The organism is Burkholderia sp. 10_S31 (assembly GCF_056930375.1).
Genome location: NZ_JBXOWK010000003.1, coordinates 1,517,002 through 1,541,159 on the forward strand (window position 1 = coordinate 1,517,002; position 24,158 = coordinate 1,541,159).

Sequence of the window (24,158 nt, forward strand, 5' to 3'; positions counted from 1 at the left end):
TACCGGAGAAGGGGTGCGCGCACCCTTTCTCCATCCTCGTTGCCTTCCCGCTTCTTCTTCCTCGGATTTCCGGTAGCGCCGCGTGCGAATCAGACATTCCTTCCTTTGCGTCTCCGTGCTGGTCGTCGGCAGCCAGAGCCATGCGACGGAATTCAATTCGTCATTCCTCGACATCGACGGCACGAGCAACGTCGACCTGTCGCAGTTCTCGCAGGCCGACTTCACGCTGCCGGGCGAGTACATGCTTGACGTGCAGGTCAACGACCTGTTCTACGGGCTGCGGGCGATCCAGTTCATCGCGCTCGACGCGTCCGGTGCGGGCAAGCCGTGCCTGCCCCCGGAACTCGTCGCGCAGTTCGGGCTGAAGCCGTCGCTCGCGAAGGACCTGCCGCGCTTCCAGGGAGGCCGTTGCGTCGATCTCGGCGCGATCGAGGGCGCGACCGTGCGTTATCTGAAGAGTGACGGGCGGCTGAAGATCACGATTCCGCAGGCCGCGCTCGAATTCACCGATTCGACCTATCTGCCGCCGGAGCGGTGGTCCGAAGGGATTCCGGGCGCGATGCTCGACTATCGCGTGATCGCGAACACGAACCGCAGCTTCGGTTCGGGCGGCCAACAGACGAATGCGATCCAGGCCTACGGAACGATCGGCGCGAACTGGGACGCATGGCGTTTTCGCGGCGACTATCAGGCGCAGTCGAACGTGGGCAACACGGCGTATGCGGACCGCACGTTCCGCTTCAGCCGGCTTTACGCGTTTCGCGCGCTGCCGTCGATCCAGTCGACGGTGACGTTCGGCGACGACTACCTGAGCTCGGACATTTTCGACACGTTCGCGCTGACGGGGGCGTCGATCCGCAGCGACGACCGCATGCTGCCGCCTTCGCTGCGCGGCTATGCGCCGCTGATCTCGGGCGTTGCGCGCACCAACGCGACCGTGACCGTGTCGCAGGCGGGACGCGTGCTGTACGTGACGCGCGTCTCGCCGGGCGCGTTCGCGCTGCAGAACATCAATACGAGCGTGCAGGGCACGCTCGACGTCGCGGTCGAGGAAGAGGACGGCAGCGTGCAGCGCTTTCAGGTAACGACGGCCGCCGTGCCGTTCCTCGCGCGCACGGGACAACTGCGCTACAAGGCCGCCGTCGGCAAGCCGCGGCAGTTCGGCGGCGCAGGCATCACGCCGTTCTTCGGTTTTGGTGAAGCCGCGTACGGTTTGCCGTTCGACATCACGGTGTACGGCGGATTCATCACCGCCGCGGGCTATACGTCGATCGCGCTCGGTGTCGGCCGCGATTTCGGTACGTTCGGCGCGGTTTCGGCCGACGTCACGCATGCGCGCGCGCGGCTGTGGTGGAACGGTGCGACCCGCAACGGCAACTCGTACCGCATCAACTATTCGAAGCACTTCGACGGGCTCGACGCCGACGTGCGCTTCTTCGGCTATCGCTTCTCCGAACGCGAGTACACCAACTTCGCACAGTTCTCGGGCGACCCGACCGCGTACGGCCTCGCCAACAGCAAGCAGCGCTACTCGGCGACGATGTCGAAGCGCTTCGGCGACACGTCGACCTATTTCTCGTACGACCAGACGACCTACTGGGCCCGCGCGTCGGAGCAACGCGTCGGCCTCACGCTGACGCGCGCGTTCTCGATCGGCGCATTGCGCAACCTGAACGTCAGCGTGTCGGCGTTCCGCACGCAGAGCGCGGGCGCGAGCGGCAACCAGTTCTCGGTGACCGCGACGCTGCCGATCGGCGGCCGCCACACCGTCACGTCGAACCTGACGACGGGCAGCGGCAGCACGAGCATGAACGCGGGCTACATCTACGACGACCCGGCCGGACGCACCTACCAGATCAACGCGGGCGCGACCGACGGCCGCGCGTCGGCGAACGCGAGCTTCCGCCAGCGCACGTCGACGTACCAGCTGAGCGCGCAGGCGTCGACGCTCGCCAATGCGTATGCGGCCGCGTCGCTCGAAGTCGACGGCTCGTTCGTCGCGACACAGTACGGTGTGTCCGCGCACGCGAACGGCAACGCGGGCGATACGCGCCTGCTGGTATCGACCGACGGCGTGCCCGACGTGCCGCTGTCCGGCACGCTCACGCACACCGACTCGCGCGGCTATGCGGTGCTCGACGGGATCTCGCCGTACAACGTGTACGACGCGACCGTCAACGTCGAGAAGCTGCCGCTCGAAGTGCAGGTGTCGAACCCGATCCAGCGCATGGTGCTGACCGACGGCGCGATCGGCTTCGCGAAGTTCTCCGTCGCGCGCGGCAGCAACCTGTACCTGACGCTGACCGATGCGGCCGGCAAGCCGCTGCCGTTCGGCGCATCCGTGCAGGACGCGGCGAACGGCAAGGAACTCGGCATCGTCGGCGAGGCCGGTGCCGCGTTCCTGACCCAGGTGCAGCCGAAATCCGCCCTCGCGGTGCGTGCCGGCGAACGCACGCTCTGCACGGTGAACGCACTGCCGAACCAGCTTCAACTCGAAGGCACGCCGATTCCGGTGACGTGCCAGCCGTCCGGCGAGTCGCATGCAGCGGCCGCACGGGTCGAACATTGAATTGACGGAACCCGCGATGAACCATGCTTTCTCCTTTTCCTTCCGGCGACGCGCGTCGTGCATGCTGGCCGCGGCCGGCGCGCTGCTCGCCGGCGTCGCGCACGCGGCGATCGTGCCGGACCGCACGCGCGTGATCTTCAACGAAGGCGAACAGGCCGCGATCGTCACGATCACCAACAAGAGCACGACGTATCCGTATCTCGTGCAGTCGTGGCTCGAGGATACGCAAGGCAACAAGATCGCGTCGCCGCTGATGGTCGTGCCGCCGCTGCAGCGCGTCGAGGCGAACGAGCGCAACGTGCTGCGCATCGCGAAGCTGCCCGGTGCCGCGCTGCCGGCCGATCGCGAATCGGTGTTCTACCTGAACATCCGCGAAGTGCCGCCGAAAACCGATACGCCGAACACGCTGCAGATCGCGCTGCATACGCAGATGAAGCTGTTCTACCGGCCGAAGGGCGTGCAGCCGGCGCGCGACGAGGACTGGACGCTGCCGATGACGCTGCGCGTCGACGCGGCCACGCACCGGCTCGTGTTCGACAATCCGACGCCGTACCACGTGACGGTGGTCGACGTGACGGCGGGCGCGCAGAAGACGCCGGTGCCGATCGAGCCCGTGATGGTGAACCCGATGAGCACGGCCGACGTGCCGTTCAAGGCCGCGACGCCGTCAACGCTGTTCGTCACGCATATCGACGATTACGGCGGCCAGGTGGCTGTCGAATATGCGTGTGACGCGGGCGCTTGCAAGAGCGTGAAGAAATGAGTGGCGCCGCGCATGACCGGCAATTGCCGGCGGCATGGCTGCGCTGGATCGTGCTTGCTTTGCTGGTCGCGGCGGCGCAGCCCGCGTGGGCGTTGCGGTGCCTGACGAACAGCGGTGCGACCTCGCTGACCGAACCGATCGGCGGCGTGGCGTCGTATCCGACCGACGCGCCGGACGGATACGTGATCTGGGTCTCTCCGGTCCGCACGACGTCGGGGTATTGCTACAAGGACCTCGGTGATGCCGGCAGCCTGAAAGTCGTCGACAACATCTATTTCTACGCGAACCCGAATCGCACGAACCCGGCCGCGTGGGGGCTCGAGATCGGCATCCGCTACCAGGGGATCGACTATTTCGACAAGACGAGCAATCGTGGCGGCGGCGTGTTTACCGGGTATGCGGTGCCACCGTGCAGCAAGTACGACTTCGATCGCGGGCGTTGTCAGCAGACCCGGATCAGCATCGACTACCAGGTCGTCGTGCGCAAGAAAGGCAACTGGGTCCAGCCGCCGAGCGATATCTACACGGTATTCCAGTTCGACGGCGAGTTCGGGCTGAATGCGTACAACCCGAGCTTCCAGTACCGGTTGAGCGGCCTACGCAACCTCCAGCCGACGCCGTGCTTCGTCGACGTGCTCGTGACGCCCGAGCCGGGCATCGTCAACTTCGGGCAGGTGCAGGCGGTGGGCAACGGCTTCATGCCGGCGGTGCCGCGCAAGCGGTTTTCGTTGTCGTTGACCAAGAAATGCAACGTCGCGGTGCGGGTCGACGGGTATTTCGAAACGAGCTTTCCGGTGCAGAACGGTTTGCTCGTGCCGGCGAAGGACAGCAATTTCGGTATCGGCATCGAGGACAGCCAAGGCAAGGCCATTCCGTTCAATCAGCAGTTCACGCTGGCTCAGTTTGCGTCCAACGTGATGAATCAAAGCGTGTTGATGGACGCGGTGCTGAAATCGTTCGGCCCGCCGAAGATCGGGCGATTCGATGCGACCGCAACGATCCGGTTGTTCATCTACTGACGTGATGCTCACGGGTGCAGCCGGGCCGCAGCCTGGCGCACCGCACGCCATGAAAAAAGCGCCGGCATGCCGGCGCTTCCTTTTCAAACCCGCTGCGCGATGCTCAACGCACCCAGCGGCACATCTTGTGATGTTGATGCTCGAAGTGGCACACGCGGTGCGGATGCGCTTCGGCGATGGCCGGCACGAGCACGGCGGCGGCAACGGCGGCGGCGGTCAGGGTTTTCAGTAGCGTCTTCATGTCGAGGTCCTGTCGTTCAGTATTGGGTCACGGGAGGCGGAAGGCGGAAGGCTTTACCACTGCGGGCGCTGGTCGTCACGGCGATCGTAGCGATGGTCGTCCCGGCGGTCGTCATGACCGCGCGGATGCTGCGCTTCCCAGTCGCGGCGCTCCCAGTAGCGCTGTCCGTCCCAGTAACGATCGCCGTGCCAGCCGATCGTGACCTGAGCCTGGCCAGGGTATGCGACGCAGCCGGTCAGCATCACGCTCGACAGCGCGCCAACCATGACAGCGGATAACACGATGGATTTCATGTTGTTCTCCCTTGGAAACAGCAAGCCGATCGTACGAGCCCCCAAAATTTCACGTGGTAATAAGTTGCTACGGCAAATGACAGCCGTACGCGTTTCGTCAGGGGCGTGAAAGACCGGGCCGACGTCACGCAAGCAGCAGGGGGCGCGCGAATGCGTCGCTCGCCCCGTGCGGCGGCGCGCCTGCCATGAGCGTCGGGCCGTTTCCGGCGCCGGCCGCCTTCCTTTCATGCGGAAAGCTTTCCGCACGCCACGGATCCGCTGTTCCCGTCCCGTTCGTCGAGACATCGGCTCTGCCAATTAATCAGACAAATCCCGGCAACCGGAAGGGGCTTTCGGTAATCGTATTGAGAATGATTTGCGTTTACGTTAGATTGCGCTATCTCAGAATTTGACGGAGCAGATCGATGGCAATGGCGGAAGTGCTTGAACGACCGGCAGCGGCAGCGGCGAACCCGTTCCTCGGCAGTTATCCGGGCTTGCCGTCGCGCTCCGTGCCGCGTGCGTGCCGTGCCGCGGAGCAGCGTGCGCAGGGCGCGCTGCTCGACGTGCTGATTTCCCATCGCGCGATGCTCGTCAACGTCGCGCGCGGCTTCGTCGGCTGCGCGAGCCGCGCCGAGGACGTCGTGCACGACGTGTTCGTGAAGCTCGTCGAATTCCCGAACCAGGACGCGGTGCGCCAGCCGGTCGCGTACGTGACGCGGATGGTGCGCAACGCGTCGATCGACGCGTGCCGCCGGCAAAGCCTCGAGAACGTCTATCACACGGAAGAGGACGACGGCTTCGACGTGCCGTCGCCGGAACCGACGCCCGAGGCCGCGCTGATGACGCGCGACACGCTGCGCCGCGTGTGGGCCGCGCTCGACGACCTGCCGGCGCGCAGCCGCGCGGCGTTCGAGATGGTGCGGCTGCGCGAGGAAACGCTGCAGACCGCGGCGCGCGCGCTGAACGTGTCGCAGACGCTGGTGCATTTCATGGTGCGCGACGCGGAGCGGCACTGCGTGGAGTGTCTCGACGCATGCCAGCGCGGCGTCGCGTGTCCGGTGTTTCTCGGCGGCCGCGCACGGCGGCGGTAAAAAATCGCGCCGGCCAATCGTCTTCAAGACAGGAGCGGCCGAATCGACAGCGCGCCGCTTCGCATCCTTCAACCGTCTCCCGCTTTTTTCCGATCATGACGCAAGCCACGACGCCTTCCGCGGACACCGACGACCTCGTCTACACGGTCGTCATCAACGACGAAGAACAGTATTCGATCTGGCCGACGTTCCGGCCCGTGCCGGCCGGCTGGCGCGAGGTCGGCGTGCGCGGCCCGAAAGCCGACTGCCTCGCGCACATCGAGACCGTCTGGACCGACATGCGCCCCGCGAGCCTGCGCCGCGCGATGGACGGCGAGCGCGCGACGCGCGCGTCTTGACCCGCTGCGCCGCGCTTGCGGCGCGCCACCTGAAGAGGACGTTGCATGACCCTGCTTTCGTTGCCGACGCTCGACGACCTGCGTATCGAGCCGGGGCTGCCCACCGTCGTGTCGCCGCGCGGCGCCGACGGCATGTCGATCGACGAAGTCGCGCCGCTCGCGCATGCCATCGCGGCCGACACGCTCGAACGGTCGGGCGGCGTGCTGTTCACGGGCTTTAACGTGCCGTCGATCGATGCGTTCCAGCAGTTCGCGGCGTCGTTCGGCGATCCGCTGATCGGCTATGAATACGCATCGACGCCGCGCAGCCAGGTCGCAGGCGCCGTCTACACGTCGACCGAATACCCGCCGCATCGCGCGATTCCGCTGCACAACGAGCAGTCGTACACGCGCGAGTGGCCGCTGCGGATCTGGTTTCATTGCGCGCTCGCGGCGCCGAAGGGCGGTGCGACGCCGATCGCGGACAGCCGCGCCGTCTATCGCGTGCTCGATCCGGCGCTCGTCGCGCGCTTCGAGCAGCGCGAGCTGCTGTACGTGCGCAACTTCGGCCAGGGGCTCGACCTGCCGTGGCAGCAATCGTTCGGCACCGACGATCCCGCCGAGGTCGAGCGAATGTGCGCGGCGCGCGGGATCGAATGCGCGTGGCGCACCGACGACGGCGAGCTGCTGCTGCGCACGCGCGAACGCTGCCAGGCCGTCGCGCGCCATCCGCGCACGGGCGAGCGCGTGTGGTTCAACCAGGCGAACCTGTTTCACTTGTCGGCGCTCGACGACGACATGCAGGAAGCGCTCGTCGACGCGGTCGGGCTCGAGAACGTGCCGCGCAACGTGTACTACGGCGACGGCGAGCCGCTCGAGGCCGACGCGCTGGCGGAAATCCGCGGCGTGCTCGACCGCCAGCGCATCGTGTTCCCGTGGCAGACGGGCGACGTGCTGATGCTCGACAACATGCTGACCGCGCATGCGCGCGACCCGTTCGAGGGGCCGCGCAAGGTGGTCGTCGCGATGGCGCAGAGCTACACGGTCCCGCGCGCGACCGAACGGAGGACCGATGACGCGTAGTCCCGCCGCGCTTGCCGCGCGCGGACTGACGGTGGGTTATCGCGACCATGTCGTGATCGACGGGCTGGACCTGTCGATCGCGGCCGGCCGCGTAACGGCGCTGTGCGGCCCGAACGGCTGCGGCAAGAGCACGCTGCTGCGCACGCTCGCGGGGCTGCAGCCCGCGCGTGCGGGCCACATCGACGTGAACGGCATGCCGCTCGCGTCGTTTCGCCGTCGCGCGCTCGCGCGCGAACTCACGATGCTCGCGCAGTTCAACCAGATTCCGTCGGGGCTGACCGTGCGCGAGCTCGTCGCGTACGGGCGCTACGCGTATGGCGGCTTCCTGCGCGGGCTATCGCGCGCCGACCAGGCGGCGATCGACGCGGCGCTGGACACGAGCGGCCTGGCCGGCGACGCCGAGCGTGACGTCGGCGCGCTGTCGGGCGGCGAGCGCCAGCGTGCGTGGATCGCGATGGCGCTCGCGCAGCAGGCGCCGATCGTGCTGCTCGACGAGCCGACGACCTATCTCGACATCCATCACCAGCTCGACATCCTCGACGCGCTGCGCGCGCTGAACCGCGCACGCGGGCTGACGATCGTGTGGGTGCTGCACGACCTGAACCAGGCCGCCGCGTACAGCGACGAGATCGTGCTGATGCGTGCCGGCCGCCTCGTCGCGCAGGGGGCGCCCGACGCGATGCTGGAACCGGCGCAGCTGCGCGCGGCGTTCGGCGTCGACATGCTGAAGCTCGCGCATCCGCAGACGGGTGCGCCGATGTGCGTGCCGGCCTACGGGCCGCCGGCATCGGGCACGCAGCACGCGTTCGATCGCGCGGTCGACCGGGATATCGCCGTATGACGACGTTCGCGATGCGCAAGCGGCTCGCGGCGAGCGGGCAGGGCGCGGCATCCGGCCGCCGTGCCGGTGCGATCGCGCTCGGCCTTGTCGTGCTGATCGCCGTGCTGGCGGTGCTGCGCGTCGCGCCGGACCTGCACGGATGGTGGAACGCGGTGCCGGGCAGCGACGCTGCCGCGCTCGCGGGCGTGTTCCTGTTCGACCTCAACCTGCCGCGCGTCGCGGCCGCGCTCGTCGCGGGCGGCTGTCTCGGCATCGCGGGCGCGCTGTTCCAGTCGCTCACGCGCAACCCGCTCGCGTCGCCCGACCTGCTCGGCGTGACGGGCGGTGCCCAGCTCGGCCTGCTTGCGGCGATGCTGGTGCCGGCGCTCGCCGGCGTCGCGTCGGTGCCGCTGCTGTTCGTCTGCGGGCTGATCGCCGCCGCGTGCGCGATCGTCGCGGCCGGCGGCTGGCGCGCGACGCCGCTGCGGCTCGTGCTCGCGGGCAGCGTGTGCATGCTGCTGTTCGCGGCGCTGTCGACGCTGGTACTCGCGTTCTTCGAGCAGAACATTGCAGGCGCCGCGCTGTGGACCAACGGCAGTCTCTATCAACCGGGCGCGACCGGGCTCGCGCTCGCCGCGCGCTGGCTGGTCCTGCCGCTGCTGGCACTGCCGTTCGTGATCCGGCCGCTGAATCCGCTCGCGCTCGGCGACGAGGCGGCGGCCGCGGCCGGCGTGCGCGTCGATGCGACGCGGCTCGCCGCGACGATCGTCGCGGTCGCGTTCACGAGCGTGGCGGTCAGCATCGCGGGCCCGCTGTCGTATGTCGGGCTCGTCGCGCCGAACCTGCTGCGCCAGGTGCGCGGTGCGCGCGCGGCGCGGCTCGGCGTGCTGGTGCCGCTGTCGGCGCTCGCGGGCGGTGCGCTCGTGCTCGTCACCGACAGCGCGGTGCTCGCGTCGGGCCTCGACGCGACGTTGTCGACCGGCGTCGCGATCGCGCTCGTCGGCACGCCGCTGATGCTCGCGATGATCCGGCGCGGCGCCGCGTGGTCGGGTGTGCTGCACGCGCAAGCCGAACGCGCGGCCGGCAGCGGCTCGACGCGCGTGGTCGGCTGGCTCGAACGGCTCGGCTGGCCGCTGCGCACCGCGCTGTTCGTCGCGGCCGGCTTGCTCGTGGTGTTCGTCGGCGTGTCGACCGGCCCCGAATGGCTGTCGCTCGCGCGCTGGTCCGCCGCGCTGTCGGGCCACGATGCGCTCGCGCGCATGCTGATCGACCTGCGCATGCCGCGGCTGCTGTGCGCGCTCCTCGCGGGTGCGCTGCTGGCCGCGAGCGGCGTCGCGATGCAAAGCGTCGTGCGCAATCCGCTCGCCGGGCCCGAAGTGCTCGGCGTCACGCAGGGCGCGGGGCTCGTCACGCTGTTCGCGTTGTCGACGTGGCCGCTGATGGGCCATGTGACGCTTGCCGTAGCCGCCTTGACCGGCGGCGCGCTGTCGCTCGCGATCACGCTCGCGCTGAATCACCGGCATCGTTACGCACCGCTCGCGGTCGCGTTGACCGGCATCGTGATCGGCGCGCTGTGGACCACGCTCGCGCAATGGCTGATCACGCAGCAAAGCGTGCAGCCCGCGCGCTTCGTCGTCTGGCTCGTCGGCGGCACCTACGGCCGCAGTTGGGGCGAGGTGTCGATGCTGCTGCCGTGGTGCGTGCTCGCGATACCCGTATTCGCATGGCTCGCGCGGCCGCTCGATATGCTGGCGCTCGGCGACGACCAGGCGGCCGCGCTCGGCCTGCCGGTCGCCGCGCTGCGGCCGCTCGCGCTGACGATCGCGACGCTCGCCGCCTGCGCGGCCGTCGCGGCGGTCGGGCCGGTCGGCTTCATCGGACTGATGGCGCCGCACGTCGCGACGATGCTCGGCGCGCGCCGGCATCGCACGCGTCTGTGGCTGGCGGCCGCATGCGGCGCGCTGATTCTCGGATGTGCCGATCTGGCGGCCCGCACGGTCGTCGCGCCGCGCGAAGTGCCGGCCGGCGTGCTGACCGCGCTGATCGGCGCGCCGTACCTGCTCGGGCTGCTGATCCTCGAGGGGCGCCGCGCCCGGCGCGCGGGGCGATGACGCCGGCGCTCGACGGCGCGCGCGTCACGTGCTTCTCCGCGCTCTCGCCCGAACCGTTCGCCGCGCATCTAGACGACGTGTGGCTCGGGGTGCCCGACGACACGCACGCGCCGTGCCGGATCGTCGTGCCGGTGAGCGCGCTGCCCGATCATCGCGACGCGGTGCTCGACGCGATGGTGCGGCACTACGGCGGCGATCCGGCGCAGCATGCGCGCGCACTGATGTCGCAATGGAGCAAGTACTACTTCGGCCGCGCGGCGCCCGCCGGCGTGGTCGCCGCGCTGACGCTCGGCCGCCCGCTCGACATGGCGCCGGAACGCACGTTCGTCGCGCTCGACGACGGGATGCCGGCCGCACTGTATTTCGCGCCGGACGCGCTCGGCGCGCCGTGCGCCGATCCCGCGCCGCGCTATGCGGGGCTCGTCGCGCATCTCGGCGCGGTGATCGACCTGCTCGCGGCGATGGGCCGTGTCACGCCGCGCGTGCTGTGGAGCAACGCGGGCAACCTGCTCGACTATCTGCTCGATACGTACCGGTCGCTGCCGTGTGCGGCCGATCCCGTTCGCGATGCCGACTGGCTGTTCGGCGCGTCCTGCGTTCAGGGCGCGCCGAATCCGCTGCGCCTGCCGGTGCGCGACGCCGTGCCGCGCTCGCCGTTGCTGCCGACGCCGTTTCGCGCGCGCCGCGTGTGCTGCCTGCGCTATGAAATTCCTGGAGAAACGCAACTGTGTGGAAGCTGCCCCCTGCTATTGACGATGGACGACGCGGCGCTGGCCGAGCAGGACGCGTGCCGGTGACGCATGCCGGCCGCCGTCATGCGCTCGGCGCACTGGCCGCGCTCGGCGCCGCGTGCTGCGGCGCGCTGGTTACACCGGCCGTCGCGGTCGCCGGCGACGCGCGCAGCGGAGCGGGCAGCACGGCCTCGCCATCGAGCCGCTTGCTCGCCGGCAACCCCGTCGTATCGCAGGCGAGTGCAACGATGCCCGTGCGGCCGCAGCGCGTGGTCGCGCTCGACTTCATGTTCGCGGAAAGCGTGATCGCGCTCGACATCGTGCCGGTCGGCATGGCGGATACGGCGTTCTATCCGGGCTGGCTCGGCTACCGGAGCGACCGGCTCGCGCACGTGACCGACATCGGCTCGCGGCAGGAGCCGGGGCTCGAGGCGATCGCCGCGGTGAAGCCCGATCTGATCATCGGCGTCGGCTTTCGGCATGCGCCGATCTTCGCCGCGCTCGACCGCATCGCGCCGACGATCCTGTTCCAGTTCAGCCCGAACGTGTCCGAAGACGGCGTGCCCGTCACGCAGCTCGACTGGATGCGGCAGATCTTCCGGACGATCGGCGCCGTGACCGGACGCGACGCGCGTGCGAAAGCGGTCGAAGCGCAACTCGACGCGGGCATCGCGCGCAATGCGTCGCGGCTCGAGGCGGCCGGGCGCAGCGGCGAACGCATCGCACTGCTGCAGGATCTCGGGCTGCCCGACCGTTATTGGGCCTATACGGGCAACAGTACGTCGGCGGGCCTTGCGCGCGCGCTCGGTCTCGAGCCGTGGCCGAAGAAGCCGACACGGGAAGGCACGCTCTACGTGACCTCCGCCGACCTGCTCCGGCAACGCGATCTCGCCGTGCTGTTCGTCACCGCGACCGGGATGGACGTGCCGCTGTCGTCGAAGCTCGATTCGCCGGTGTGGCGTTTCGTGCCCGCGCGGCGAGAACACCGGATCGCGCTCGTCGAGCGGAATATCTGGGGGTTCGGCGGTCCGATGTCGGCGCTGAAACTGGCCGACGTGATGACCGATACGATGCTGAAGCTGCCGATCGTGCGCTGAACGGGGAGATCGTCGTGAGCGGGCGGGGCAGCGCGTGGCCGGGAATTGGGTTGTCATTCGCGTACCGCCCGAACGGGCCGCGGCATTGCGGTGGCGTTACGCCGTATGCAAGTATGCCGAACAATATCTCCTTCCGATTCATCCGAATCCTTCCGATCTTCCGATCTTCCGAACCTCCGAACCTCCGAACCTCCGAACCTCCGAACCGAACAACGCCTGCGCGCCGCAATCGCTGCACGCAGGCCGCCGGTGTTGACGCATGCTCACGCGCTCAGCGCGTCGGCACCATCCCGCGCGCGTGACCGCGCGGGCGTCGTGTCGCTGACGATCTGCCCGTTGTCGAGTTTCAGCAGGCGATCGGCGAGATCGAAATAGCGGTCGTCGTGCGTGATCACGATCACGGCCTTGCCGCGCGCGCGCAGCTCGGGCAGCAGCTGCTCGTAGAACACGGCCTTGAACGACGGATCCTGGTCGGCCGCCCATTCGTCGAACAGGTAAAACGGGCGGTCCTCCAGATAAGCGACGACGAGCGCGAGCCGCTTGCGCTGCCCGGTCGACAGCGCACGGTTCGAGAACGCGCCGTCGACGACCTTCACCTTGTGATCGAGCGCGAGCTTCGCGACCAGCGCGTTCGCGCGCGCATCGGCCTGCGCACGCGCCGGATCGTCCGGATCGACGATGCCGAGCAGCGCATCGAACAGGTGGAAATCGTTGAACACCGCGCTGAAGCGCTGCCGGTACGCCGCACGCTCGCGCCAGCCGATCGCGAGGCCGTCGACCTCGATCGTGCCTTCCTCCGGCTCGTAGAGCCCCGTCAGCACCTTCGCGAGCGTCGTCTTGCCGCTGCCGTTGCCGCCGACGATGAACACGAGCTCGCCCGGCTGGATCGTCAGGTCGATCGGCCCGATGCGGAACATTCGTTCGTCGCGCTCGTGGAAGTACGCATGCGTGACGCCGCGCAGCGTGACGGCGCCGGCCGGCGGCACGTCGGGCGCGTCGCTGGCGGGCGGCACCGTGCGCAGCGCGCCGAACTCGGCCATCACGCCTTCGATCCGCGTGAGCGACACGCGCGCCGCATTGACGGTCGGCAGATTGTTCAGCAGTCCGTCGAGCGGCACCAGCATGAACAGGAACACGACGACGTAGCCGGCCGCCGCACCGGCGTCGGCATGCACGCCCAGCTGCGGCCAGAACGCGGCCGCGCCGAGGAACACGTAGAACAGGAAGATGATCCAGCCGACACCGACCGCATACGCGCTGAACGCGCGGCGGCGGTGGTCGCGCACCTCGCCGATCGCGGCGCCGAGCTGGCCGTCGACGAACTGGCGCGCGCGCGCGTCGTGCAGCTTCAGCTCCTTCGCGCCGGAGAACAGCGAACCGAGATAGCCGAACAGGCGGTCCTGCGCGTGGCCGGCCGCCTCGAGTGACGCGATCGCGCGGCGGTCGCCGGTGTGATAACCGAGCGAGCCCGCGATGATCGCGGTCAGCGCGAGCAGGCACACCGGCCACGACAACCACGCGAGATAGCCGAGGCAGCCGAACACGATCGAGCCGTGCATCACCAGGTTCGGCAGCGCGAAGAACAGCATCGACACGTTGGTCGCGTCGTCGGTCAGCACCGACTGCACGGGCGCCGCGCCGATCCGCTCGATGTCGCGCAGTTCGGCTGCGCCGACACGCCGCGCGAGATGCACGCGCAGACGCGCCATCGTGTCCTGCGACAGCCGGGCGAACAACGTGCCCGACACGATCCGCGTGACGAGCGCGATCACCGCGCACAGCGCGAAGCGCCACGCGAGCGACGCGTCGGCCGCGCAGGGCTGCGCGAGCGCGCGGTTCAGCGTCGCGACGAGCAGCACGCTCGCGACGCCGTTGAGCACACAGGCGACGAGCGCAAGCGCGAGCGATGCGCGGCTTTCGCGCAGCAGCGCGAGGATCAGGCGGGCCGCGGGGCGGCCGGGGGAGGCGTCGAGGGACGGCGGGGAAGAAGGCTCGTGGGCGGCGGTCATCGGCAACGTCGGTAAATGAAGGGCAGGCAAACCGTGCGGAAACGGCAAAACTGACGCGAAAGCGGCGCGCGGGACGGGCCCGGTTGCGGCGTTCCTCCCTGATAGACGAACGGGCCGCGCAAATATTTAGCCATGCCGTCAAAAAATGCATCCGTTCGGACTTTGCGCGCAGAACGGTAAAAAATCGGCCGCGCCGTTCGTCACACCAGTGAAGCCGCCCCAAGCGGCCCCGAGACTTGGCCGAAGCGGCCGGACCGAAGGACTTCACGCACATGACGAGTTTCCCGACTGAGTTGCACCACCGAATCCGCGAACTGGCGCGCCGCGCGCCAGCCGCCCCTGCGCTCGCCGCGCCTTTCCAGAACGACCTGCGCCTGTCGCGCGGCGCGCTCGACGCGCGTGCATCGCGCCTTGCTCGCCAGTTGCGTGCTGCCGGTGTCGGCGAGGAAGTGCGGGTCGGCGTCTGTGTCGAACGCTCGTGTGAGCTGTTCGTCGCGCTGCTGGCCGTGCTGAAGGCGGGCGGCGTGTTCGTGCCGCTCGATCCGCGTCATCCGGCCGCGCGCCTCGACTGGATCGTCCGCGATGCGCAGTTGCGCCACGGGATCGTCGATGCGGCGGGCCGCGCGGCGCTCGGCGCGTCGTTCGAACACGCGTTCGACGCGACGTCGGCGGTGGATGACGGCGCGGATGCCGCCGCCTTCGCCGACGAAGAAGACGAAGACGTGCCGGTGCATCCGCGTGCGGCCGCCTACATGATCTATACGTCGGGCTCGACCGGCACGCCGAAGGCGGTGGTCGTCGAGCACGGGCCACTCGCCGCGCATTGCGACGCGCTCGCGGCCGCACTGCCGATCGAAGGCGGCGATCGCCTGCTGCATTTCGCGTCGGTCAATTTCGACGCCGCGCACGAATGCTGGCTCGCGCCGCTCGCGGTCGGCGCGAGCGTGACGATTGCACCGCCGCAGCCGTTCGCGCCGGACGCCGCCCATGCGCTGATGGTGCGCGAATCAGTCAGCGTCGCCGCGTTCCCGCCGGCCTACCTGCGTGAATTCGCGGCCGTCGCCGCGCGCGACGGCGTGCCGCCGGCCTTGCGCGTGCTCGCGTTCGGCGGCGAAGCGCTGCCGCAACAGGCCTTCGAATTCGTGCGCCGCACGTTCCCGTCAGTACGCCTGATCAACGGCTACGGGCCGACCGAGGCCGTGATCTCGCCGATGCTGTGGCCGGTCGAACCGGGCGAAACGCCCGTGCTGGCCGCGCACGATGCGTATGCGTCGCTGCCGATCGGCCACGTGATAGGCCCGCGCGTCGCGCGTATCGAAGGTGACGAGGCGGGCGAATCGGGTGAATCGGGCGAGGGCGGCGAACTGCTGCTCGGCGGCGTGTGCATCGCGCGCGGCTATCACGGCCGCCCGGCGTTGACGGCCGAACGCTTCATTCCCGATGCGCAGGGCGAGCCCGGTGCACGCGTGTACCGCACCGGCGACCTCGCGCGCCAGCGCGCCGACGGCGCCTTCGATTATCTCGGCCGTCTCGACGACCAGGTCCAGGTGCGCGGCGTGCGCGTGGAGCCCGCCGAAATCGCCGCGTGCCTGCGCACGCATCCGGCGGTGGCCGACGCGGCCGTGATCGCCGAAACCGGCAACGGGCCGACGCGGCTCACCGCGTGCGTCGCGCTGCGCGCGGCCGCCGACGATGCGGCGCTGAAGGCGCACGTGGGCGCGCAGTTGCCTGCCGCGTGGCAGCCGCACCGGTTCGTGCGCTGCGATGCGCTGCCGTACACGCTGAACGGCAAGCTCGACCGTGCCGCGCTGCGCGAGCGCATCGCCGCAGCACGGGATACCGAACAACACGCTGGCGACGCACCGCGCACGCCGACCGAAGCGCAGATCGCCGGTTTCTGGCAGACGCTGCTCGGCCTCGACGCGACGCCGTCGCGAGCCGACCGCTTCTTCGCGCTGGGCGCCGATTCGCTCGCGGCGATGCAACTGCAGGCCGCGATCCGCGCCGCGTTGCGCGTGAACCTGCGGCTCGACATGCTGTTCGCCGATCCGGCGCTGGGCGAGCTGGCCGCGCACGTCGATCGCGCGGAACGCGAAACGGGCGAGCCGCTGGCCGCGATCGCCGCGCGCCGTGCGCCGGCTGATGCGGCCGCATCGGGTGCGGCGCATGTCGATCGCGCGGCATCGCTCGCGCAGCAACGCTTCTGGGTACTCGCGCAAACGCGCGACGCCAGCGCCGCCTATCACATCGCCGCGCACTGGACGATCGACGGCGCGCTCGACCGCGCTGCACTGCAGCGCGCGCTCGATCACGTGATCGGGCGGCACGAGGCGTGGCGCACGACGCTCGTCGACAATGACGACGGCATCGTGATGCAGCGTATCCACGCGCATCTGCCGGTTTCGATCGCTACGGTCGACCTGCGCGACCAGCCGCCGGCTGCACGCGATGCAGAGGCTGCTCGTCTCGCCGAACGCGACGCGGGCGCGCCGTTCGATCTTTCGCACGGGCCGCTGCTGCGCGCGACGCTCGTCGTGCTCGCCGACGATCGCCAGCGGCTGCTGTTGAACGCGCATCATGCGATCACCGACGGCTGGAGCTCGCGCTGCGCATTCGACGAGCTGTCGGCCGCATACGGCGCGTACGCGCAAGGCCGCGAGCCGTCGTTGCCCGCGTTGCCGATCCAGTACGCCGACTACGCGGACTGGCAGCGCGACATGCTCGCTGGCGGCGAAGGCGAGCGTCAGCTCGAATATTGGCGCGGCGCATTGCGCGACGTGCCGGGCCCGCTCGCGCTGCCGGTCGACCGCCAGCCGGGCGCGACGCGCACGCTGCAGGGCGCGCGTGCGTCGCTTCGCCTGCCCGACACGGTCACGGCCGATGTGCGGCGTCTCGCGCGCGACGCGCAGGCCACGGTCTTCACCGTGCTGCTGGCCGCGCTCGACGCATGGCTGTCGCGCCTGACCGGCGAGACGGACGTCGTCGTCGCGGTGCCGGTCGCGCATCGTCAGCGTCCGGAAACCCGCGCGCTGCTCGGCCTGTTCCTGAATACGGTCGCACTGCGCGTGCGCGTGGTGCCGACTCTGCCGTTTCGCGCGCTGGTCGACGCGGCACGCACGGCGGCACTCGACGCGGTCGCGCATCAGGATGTGCCGTTCGAACGCGTCGTCGATGCGGTGAAGCCGCCCGTCAAGCGCGGCGACGAATGGCTGCGCGTGAAATTCGCGCAGCAGTTCGATGCGCGGCACGACAGCGAGCTGCCGGGCGCGACCGCGGTTGCGACGCCGGGGCCCGATCTCGCCGCGCGCTTCGACTTCGCGCTGGACTTCACCGATGACGCGAACGGGATCGAACTCGTCGCCGCCTATGCGACCGACTGCATCGATGCCGATACCGCGCGCGCATGGCTCGACAGTTATGCGGCGCTCGTCGCCGCCGCCGCACATGAACCGCAATGCACGACGGCCGCGCTGCCGTGCGATGCGTCGCCGGCATCGCGCCAGCCGCGCGACGGCCGCGCGCTGAGCGTCGAGCACACCGACATCGTCGCCGCATTCGCGCGGCAGGCCGCTGCCTATCCGCATCGCGTCGCGCTTGCCGATACGTCGGCGTCGCTGACGTTCGCCGAACTCGACGACGCGTCGAACCGCATCGCGCACGCACTGACACTGCGCGGCGCGACGGCAGACGCGCCCGTCATCGTCTGCATCGAGCGTTCGGCACGCTTCGTCGTCGGCCTGCTCGGCGCGCTGAAGGCCGGCGCGCTGGCCGTGCTGCTCGACCCGGCCCAACCGGACGCACGCCTGGCCGCGGCCGCCGCCGATAGCCGCGCACGCTGGGCGCTGGTTGCGAACGCGGCCGCGTGGCCGGCCGGCATCGACGCGCAGCCGCTCGACGTCGACGCGCTCGCGCAGGACGCGACGCTCGCACACGCGGCCGGCGTACACGTCGCGCCGCATCCCGAACAGGGTGCCTATCTGATCTATACGTCGGGCTCGACCGGCACGCCGAAGGGCGTCGTCGTGTCGCACGGCGCGCTGGCCGACTACGTGCAGGGGATGCTCGACGAACTCGCGTTCGCCCCGGACGCGTCGTTCGCGATGGTGTCGACCGTCGCCGCCGACCTCGGCCACACGACGCTGTTCGGCGCGCTGTGCGCCGGTCGCACGCTGCACCTGCTGCCGGCCGCGTGCGCGTTCGATCCGGACCTGTTCGCGGAAGAAATGCGCCGCCGCGACGTCGGCGTGCTGAAGATCGTGCCGAGCCACCTGCAGGCGCTGCTCGATGCGCGCGTGCCGGCCGACGTGCTGCCGCGCCACGCGCTCGTGACCGGCGGTGAAGCGCTGACGTGGGCGCTCGTCGCGCGTCTGGCCGCGCTCGCGCCGGCCTGCCGCGTGATCAACCATTACGGGCCGACCGAAGCGACGGTTGGCGCGATCGCGTGCGACACCGCGTCGATCGCGGCCGACGCGCGCGATCCGGCGAGCGGCGTGCCGCTCGGCGCGCCGCTGCCGAATGCGCGCGCACTGGTACTCGACGCGTTCGGCGCGTGCGTGCCCGCCGGTGCGACGGGCGAACTGTATCTGGGCGGGCCGGGCGTTGCGCGCGGCTACCTGAACCGGCCGGCGCAGACCGCCGAGCGCTTCGTGCCCGATCCGTTCACGCCCGGCGCGCGCCTGTATCGCACCGGCGACCGCGTGCGTCTGCGCACGGACGGCCGTCTCGCGTTCCTCGGCCGGATCGACGATCAGGTGAAGATTCGCGGCTATCGCGTCGAGCCGGGCGAGGTGAGCGCGGCGGTACGCGCGTGCGGCCCGATTGCGCAGGCCGAGACGCTCGCGATCGAGCACGACGGCCGTCTGCGGCTTGCGACGTTCGTCGTGATGCGCGACGGCGCGGCATTCGATGAAGCCGCCGTGCGCGCGGCGCTCGGCACGACGCTGCCCGACTACATGGTGCCCGCGCAGTTCGTCGCGCTCGCACGTCTGCCGGTGACCGCGAACGGCAAGATCGATCGCGCGGCACTGCGCGAACTGGCGGCCGCGCCGGTGGCGACGGCCTCCGGCGACGCGCCGCAGGGCCCGGTCGAAACGGCGCTCGCGGAAGTCTGGCAAGCGGTGCTGAAGGCGCCGCATGTCGGCCGCGACGACAACTTCTTCGAACTCGGTGGCGATTCGATCCTCGTGCTGCAGGTGATCGCACGCGCCCGCAAGCGCGGCGTGCGCTTCACGCCGAAGCAGCTGTTCGACGGCCCGACGGTCGCCGAACTCGCGCGCATCGCGAAGACCGGGGACGTTGCCGCTGCTATGTCGGCAACGACTTCCGCAACGCCCATGCCAGATCAGTCCGCACCGGCTGCCGAGGCGATCCTGACGCCCGCGCAACAGCGCTTTTTCGCGCTCGACGTGCCGCGTCCGGGCCACTGGAACCAGTCGGTCGCGTTCGACGTGCGCGGCCCGTTCGACGCCGATGCGTTCGCGCGTGCATTCGATACGTTGCTGACCCATCACGATGCTTTCCGCCAGCGCTTCGCGCGTGGCGCGGACGGCAAGTGGCACGCGCGCGATGTGGCAAAGCCGTACGACGCGCTGCCGTTCGTCGAAGTCGCCGCACGCGATGATGCCGACGCGCTGGCGCGCTTCGACGCACTGCAGCGCCGCCTCGATCTCGGCCGTGGGCCGCTCGCCTGCGCATGCGCGGCGCGGCTGCCGGACGGTGCGACGCAGCTATATCTGGCGATTCACCACGCGATCGTCGACGGCGTGTCGTGGCGCATCCTGCTCGACGACCTGGACGCCGCGTATCGCGCTGCATGCGAGCGCACGCCGGTCCGTCTGTCGCAGCCGGGCCTGCGAGCGGACGCATGGGCAGCACGCCTGGCGCGTGCCGCGACCGACCCGGCGTCGCCGCTCACTGCCGAAGTCGCATACTGGACCGGCATGGCACAGGGCGACGACCTCGTGCCCGATCATCCGGACGCACCGGCGACGAACGCCGACGCGGCCGTCGTCGTGCAGACGATCGACGCGGCACTGACCCGCGCCGCGCTAACCGATGCGCATGCCGCGTATCGCACGCAGACGATCGAACTGCTGGGCGCGGCGCTCGCCCTGGCGCTGGCCGGTGCCGGTGCCGGTGCCGGTGGCGCCGCATCGTGCCGGGTCGAACTCGAAGGGCATGGCCGCGAGGCGCTGTTCGACGATGCGGACGCGAGCCGCACGATCGGCTGGCTGACGAGCCACTATCCGGTGACGCTGCCGGTCGCCGCCACGGCGTGCGACACGCTGTGCGCGGTCAAGGACACGCTGCGCGCGGTGCCGCACAAGGGGCTCGGCTTCGGCGTGCTCGCGCACTACGGCGATGCGGCGACGCGCGCGGCGCTGGCCGCGGTGCCTCGTCCGCACGTCACGTTCAACTATCTTGGCCAGTTCGACGCACCGCGCGACGCGATGCTCGTGCCGCGCTTCGGCGGCACCGGCATCGAGCGCGACCCGCAAGGGCCGCTCGGCAACACGCTCGCGATCCACGCCTATCTGGATACCGATCGCGACGGCGCACGCACGCTGAAGGTTCACTGGGTATACGGCGCGCCGCAATTCGAGCGCGCGACGATCGACGCATTCGCGGCACGCTTCGCCGTCGCACTGCGCGAACTCGCCGACGCATGCGCGTCGCGTGTCGCGCATCGCGGCGGCGGCGCGACGCCGGGCGATTTTCCGCTCGCGCAGGCCGCCGGTCTCACGCAAGCCGCGATCGAGCGCGCGCCGCTCGACTGGCGCACGATCGACGACGTGTATCCGCTGTCGCCGATGCAGCAGGGAATCCTGTTCCACGCACTGTTCGCACCCGGCCACGCAAGCTACGTGAACCAGCTCGTCGCGACCGCGACGGCGCTCGATGCCGACCGGCTGGCGGCCGCATTCGGCGCGTCAGTCGCGCGCCACGACATCCTGCGCACCAGTGTGATGCCCGACGAGGCCGCACCGCTGCAATGCGTGCATCGCCATGCGCAGATGCCGATCGAACAGCTCGACTGGCGCACGCGCGGCGACACGCTCAACGCCGATTTCGACGCATGGCTCGCGGCCGACCGCGCACGCGGCTTCGACTGGCGCGAGCCGCCGCTGATGCGGCTCACGCTGATCCGCGTCGCAAACGACGCATGGCGGGTCGTCTGGACGCGTCACCACGTGCTGCTCGATGGCTGGAGCACCGCGCGCCTGCTCGCCGACATGCTGCGCGACTATCGCGGCCCCGATGCCGTGTCGCCGTTCGCGAGCCGCCCGACGCTGCGTTACCGCGACTTCATCGCATGGCTCGGCACACGCGACCGAGCGGCGGACGAGCGCTTCTGGACCGACCGGCTCGCGCGTCTCGACGCACCGACGCTGATCGCCGAGCGCGTGGCCGACCGTGCGGATGCCGACATGGTCACGTGGCGCGCGACGATCGATGCGGATGCGATGACGCGCGTCGCACGAACGGCACGTGCGCTGAAACTGACTGTCAACACGCTGGTGCAGGGTGCGTGGGCGCTCGCGCTGCAGCGCATGACGCACCAGCCAGCCGTCGCGTTCGGCGCGACCGTCGCGGGCCGTCCCGATGCGCTCGCGGACGTCGACACGGTGCTCGGCCTCTTCATCAACACGCTGCCGGTGATCACGGCGCCTGCGCCGCAGCAACGCGCGGCCGACTGGCTGCAAGCGCTGCAGCGCGAGAACGCGGCCGCCGCCGAGCATGCGCACACGCCGCTCGCCGACATCCAGCGCTGGGCACGCGGCGCCGGCGGCGCACTGTTCGACACGCTGGTCGTGTTCGAGAACTATCCGGTCGACGACACGGCGCGCGACACCGATCCGCGCGCGCTCGCACTGAGCGACGTGCGCAGCATCGAATCGACCGATTTCGCGCTGACGCTCGTGATCGAGAGCGGCGCCGAGCTGACGATTGACTACGGCTACGACACCGCGCGCGTCGATGCGCGCCAGGTCGAGACCTGGCACCGCGCGTTCGCGTGCGCGCTCGACGCGCTGTCCCGCACGCCGGACGCATTGCTCGGCACGCTGTCGATCGCCGACGACGCGACGCGCGACGCACTGGCGCTCGCGCAGGACACGGCGCGGACGTGGCCGAACACGCAACGGCAGCCGCTGCACCTGCAATTCGCGGCCGCTGCACGGGCGACGCCCGACGCGATCGCGCTCGAATACACGGATACCCATGGCGGCGTGCAACGTGCGACTTATCGCGAACTCGACCTGAACACGACGCGTGTCGCCGCCGCATTGCGCCGGCGCGGCGTGCTGCCCGATACGCCCGTGGCGTTGTGCGTCGAGCGCTCGTTCGACATGGTGACGGCACTCGTCGGCGTACTGAAGGCCGGCGCGGCCTACCTGCCGGTCGATCCCGACTATCCGGCCGAGCGCATCGCGTACCTGCTGCGCGACGCGCGGCCGGCGGTCGCGATCACGCAGGCCCATCTGCGCGAGCAGGTCGAGGCCGCGCTCGGCAACGACGCGACGACGCAACTGCTGACGGTAGCCGATCTGCTCGCCGACGGCACCGACAACGGCGTCGATGGCGTCGATGGCGACGATGGCGATGCAGCGGCCGATACCGCCACCGACGCTGCGACCGACATCGACGACGCCCGGCTCGCATACCTGATCTACACGTCCGGCTCGACGGGCAAGCCGAAGGGCGCCGGCAACTCGCACGGCGCGCTCGCGAACCGGATCGCGTGGATGCAGCACGCGTACCGGCTGACGCGCGACGACGTCGTGCTGCACAAGACGCCATTCGGCTTCGACGTATCGGTATGGGAATTCGTGTGGCCGCTCGCGATCGGCGCGAAGCTCGCGATCGCCGCGCCCGGCGATCACCGCGATCCGGCCCGCCTCGCGGCCGCGATCCACGCACACGGCGTGACGGTGCTGCACTTCGTGCCGTCGATGCTGGCCGCGTTCGCCGCATATCTCGACGATTTCACGGCCGCAGCGCAATGCGACAGCGTGCGCCTGATCGTCGCGAGCGGCGAGGCGCTCGCGCCCGAACTCGTCGCGAAGGTCGCACGGCTGATGCCGGACGCGACGCTCGTGAACCTGTACGGGCCGACGGAAGCCGCGATCGACGTGTCGCACTGGACCTGCGGCCCCAGCGACGCGAGCGCCGTCGCGGTGCCGATCGGCCATCCGATCGCGAACCTGCAGCTGCACGTGCTCGACGCGGCCTGGCAACCGGTGCCGGCCGGCGCGACCGGCGAACTGTATCTGGCGGGCGCGGGCCTCGCGCGTGGCTATCTCGGCCGTCCGGGGTTGACCGCCGAGCGCTTCGTGCCCGATCCGTTCGTGGCGGGCGCGCGCATGTATCGCACCGGCGACCTCGCGCGGCGCCGCGCCGATGGCGCGCTCGATTACCTCGGCCGCGTCGACACGCAGGTGAAACTACGCGGCCAGCGGATCGAGCCCGGTGAAATCGAGGCGCTGTTGCGAGCGGCGCCGGGCGTGCACGACGCGGTCGTGATCGTGCGCGACGAGCAACTGATCGGCTATGTCGCCCGCTGCGACGCGGGGCCGCTCGACCGTGCGGCACTGCTGGATTCGCTGCGCGCGCAGTTGCCGGCATACATGGTGCCGTCGCAACTGATCGAGCTCGACGCGCTGCCGGTCACGCCGAACGGCAAATGCGATCGCCATGCGTTGCCCGCGCCGGTGCGCGAGGCAGCCGCGGCCGTCGAACTCGCGACCGACACGGAGCGCGCGCTCGCGGCGATCTGGCAGCGCGTGCTGCACGTGGACGCGATCGGCCGCGACGACGACTTCTTCCTGCTCGGCGGCCACTCGCTGCTTGCGACGCAGGCCCATGCGCAGGCGAACCTGCACTGGGGTCTCGCGCTGCCGCTGCGCACGCTGTTCGACACCCGCACGCTCGAACGCTGCGCTGACGCGATCGACGCGGCCTGCGCGGCACGCGGCGAGACCGACGCGGCGAGCGCGATCGATGCGCTGCTCGGCGAACTGGAAACCCAATAAG

General features: G+C 70.0%; 14 protein-coding genes. 11 read left to right on the top strand and 3 right to left on the bottom strand.

Going from position 1 to position 24,158, the window contains the following annotated elements; all coding sequences use genetic code 11:
- Window positions 1-82: 82 nt before the first annotated feature.
- From AC1Z3W_RS27130 to AC1Z3W_RS27140, 3 genes are read left to right on the top strand one after another with little or no spacing between them, the layout of a single operon-like run.
- Window positions 83-2,569 carry a fimbria/pilus outer membrane usher protein gene (locus tag AC1Z3W_RS27130; RefSeq protein WP_483508840.1) on the top strand — a complete coding sequence of 829 codons (2,487 nt, stop codon included), beginning with the start codon at window positions 83-85 and terminating at the stop codon, window positions 2,567-2,569.
- A 16-nt stretch (window positions 2,570-2,585) separates the two neighbouring features.
- Entirely contained in the window at window positions 2,586-3,332 is a 747-nt protein-coding gene (locus AC1Z3W_RS27135; protein ID WP_057924508.1) for a fimbrial biogenesis chaperone, read from the top strand.
- The gene (locus AC1Z3W_RS27140) at window positions 3,329-4,351 is read left to right on the top strand and encodes a fimbrial protein (RefSeq protein WP_175826529.1); all 1,023 of its coding nucleotides are present in this window, start codon (window positions 3,329-3,331) and stop codon (window positions 4,349-4,351) included. Before AC1Z3W_RS27135 ends, AC1Z3W_RS27140 begins: the two co-directional genes overlap by 4 nt.
- Window positions 4,352-4,454: 103 nt before the next feature.
- On the opposite strand, the gene AC1Z3W_RS27145 is transcribed toward AC1Z3W_RS27140, so the two are convergent.
- The gene (locus AC1Z3W_RS27145; RefSeq protein ID WP_483508842.1) at window positions 4,455-4,592 is read right to left on the bottom strand and encodes an HHHH-motif protein; all 138 of its coding nucleotides are present in this window, start codon (window positions 4,590-4,592) and stop codon (window positions 4,455-4,457) included.
- Between the two features lie 53 nt (window positions 4,593-4,645).
- Window positions 4,646-4,885 carry a hypothetical protein gene (locus AC1Z3W_RS27150; protein ID WP_057924443.1) on the bottom strand — a complete coding sequence of 80 codons (240 nt, stop codon included), beginning with the start codon at window positions 4,883-4,885 and terminating at the stop codon, window positions 4,646-4,648.
- 404 nt (window positions 4,886-5,289) lie between these two features.
- On the opposite strand from AC1Z3W_RS27150, the gene AC1Z3W_RS27155 reads away from it, so the two are divergent.
- The 7 genes from AC1Z3W_RS27155 (at window position 5,290) to AC1Z3W_RS27185 (ending at window position 12,117) form a co-directional block, all read left to right on the top strand.
- A complete protein-coding gene (locus AC1Z3W_RS27155) occupies window positions 5,290-5,958 on the top strand; it encodes an RNA polymerase factor sigma-70 (protein ID WP_124833037.1) in 669 nt (222 codons plus the stop codon).
- A gap of 95 nt (window positions 5,959-6,053) precedes the next feature.
- Window positions 6,054-6,296 (top strand): MbtH family protein, encoded by a 243-nt coding sequence (locus AC1Z3W_RS27160; RefSeq protein WP_006753776.1) that lies wholly within the window; start codon window positions 6,054-6,056, stop codon window positions 6,294-6,296.
- 45 nt (window positions 6,297-6,341) lie between these two features.
- On the top strand, window positions 6,342-7,358 hold the full coding sequence (locus tag AC1Z3W_RS27165; RefSeq protein WP_483508844.1) for a TauD/TfdA family dioxygenase: 1,017 nt from the start codon (window positions 6,342-6,344) through the stop codon (window positions 7,356-7,358).
- Window positions 7,348-8,199 (top strand): ABC transporter ATP-binding protein, encoded by an 852-nt coding sequence (locus AC1Z3W_RS27170; protein ID WP_483508845.1) that lies wholly within the window; start codon window positions 7,348-7,350, stop codon window positions 8,197-8,199. The genes AC1Z3W_RS27165 and AC1Z3W_RS27170 overlap by 11 nt, the downstream gene beginning before the upstream one ends.
- Window positions 8,196-10,289: a Fe(3+)-hydroxamate ABC transporter permease FhuB gene (gene fhuB / locus AC1Z3W_RS27175; RefSeq protein ID WP_483508846.1), complete on the top strand. Its 2,094-nt coding sequence runs from the start codon at window positions 8,196-8,198 to the stop codon at window positions 10,287-10,289. Before AC1Z3W_RS27170 ends, fhuB begins: the two co-directional genes overlap by 4 nt.
- Window positions 10,286-11,086 carry a siderophore-iron reductase FhuF gene (fhuF, locus tag AC1Z3W_RS27180; RefSeq protein ID WP_483508847.1) on the top strand — a complete coding sequence of 267 codons (801 nt, stop codon included), beginning with the start codon at window positions 10,286-10,288 and terminating at the stop codon, window positions 11,084-11,086. Before fhuB ends, fhuF begins: the two co-directional genes overlap by 4 nt.
- A complete protein-coding gene (locus tag AC1Z3W_RS27185; RefSeq protein WP_483509605.1) occupies window positions 11,083-12,117 on the top strand; it encodes an ABC transporter substrate-binding protein in 1,035 nt (344 codons plus the stop codon). Before fhuF ends, AC1Z3W_RS27185 begins: the two co-directional genes overlap by 4 nt.
- A 263-nt stretch (window positions 12,118-12,380) precedes the next feature.
- On the opposite strand, the gene AC1Z3W_RS27190 is transcribed toward AC1Z3W_RS27185, so the two are convergent.
- A complete protein-coding gene (locus AC1Z3W_RS27190; protein ID WP_483508848.1) occupies window positions 12,381-14,126 on the bottom strand; it encodes a cyclic peptide export ABC transporter in 1,746 nt (581 codons plus the stop codon).
- Between the two features lie 272 nt (window positions 14,127-14,398).
- Here AC1Z3W_RS27190 and AC1Z3W_RS27195 point away from each other — a divergent pair, with 272 nt between their 5' ends.
- Window positions 14,399-24,157, top strand: coding sequence for an amino acid adenylation domain-containing protein (locus AC1Z3W_RS27195; protein ID WP_483508849.1), 9,759 nt, complete (start codon window positions 14,399-14,401; stop codon window positions 24,155-24,157).
- The last annotated feature ends 1 nt before the right edge of the window (window position 24,158 follow it).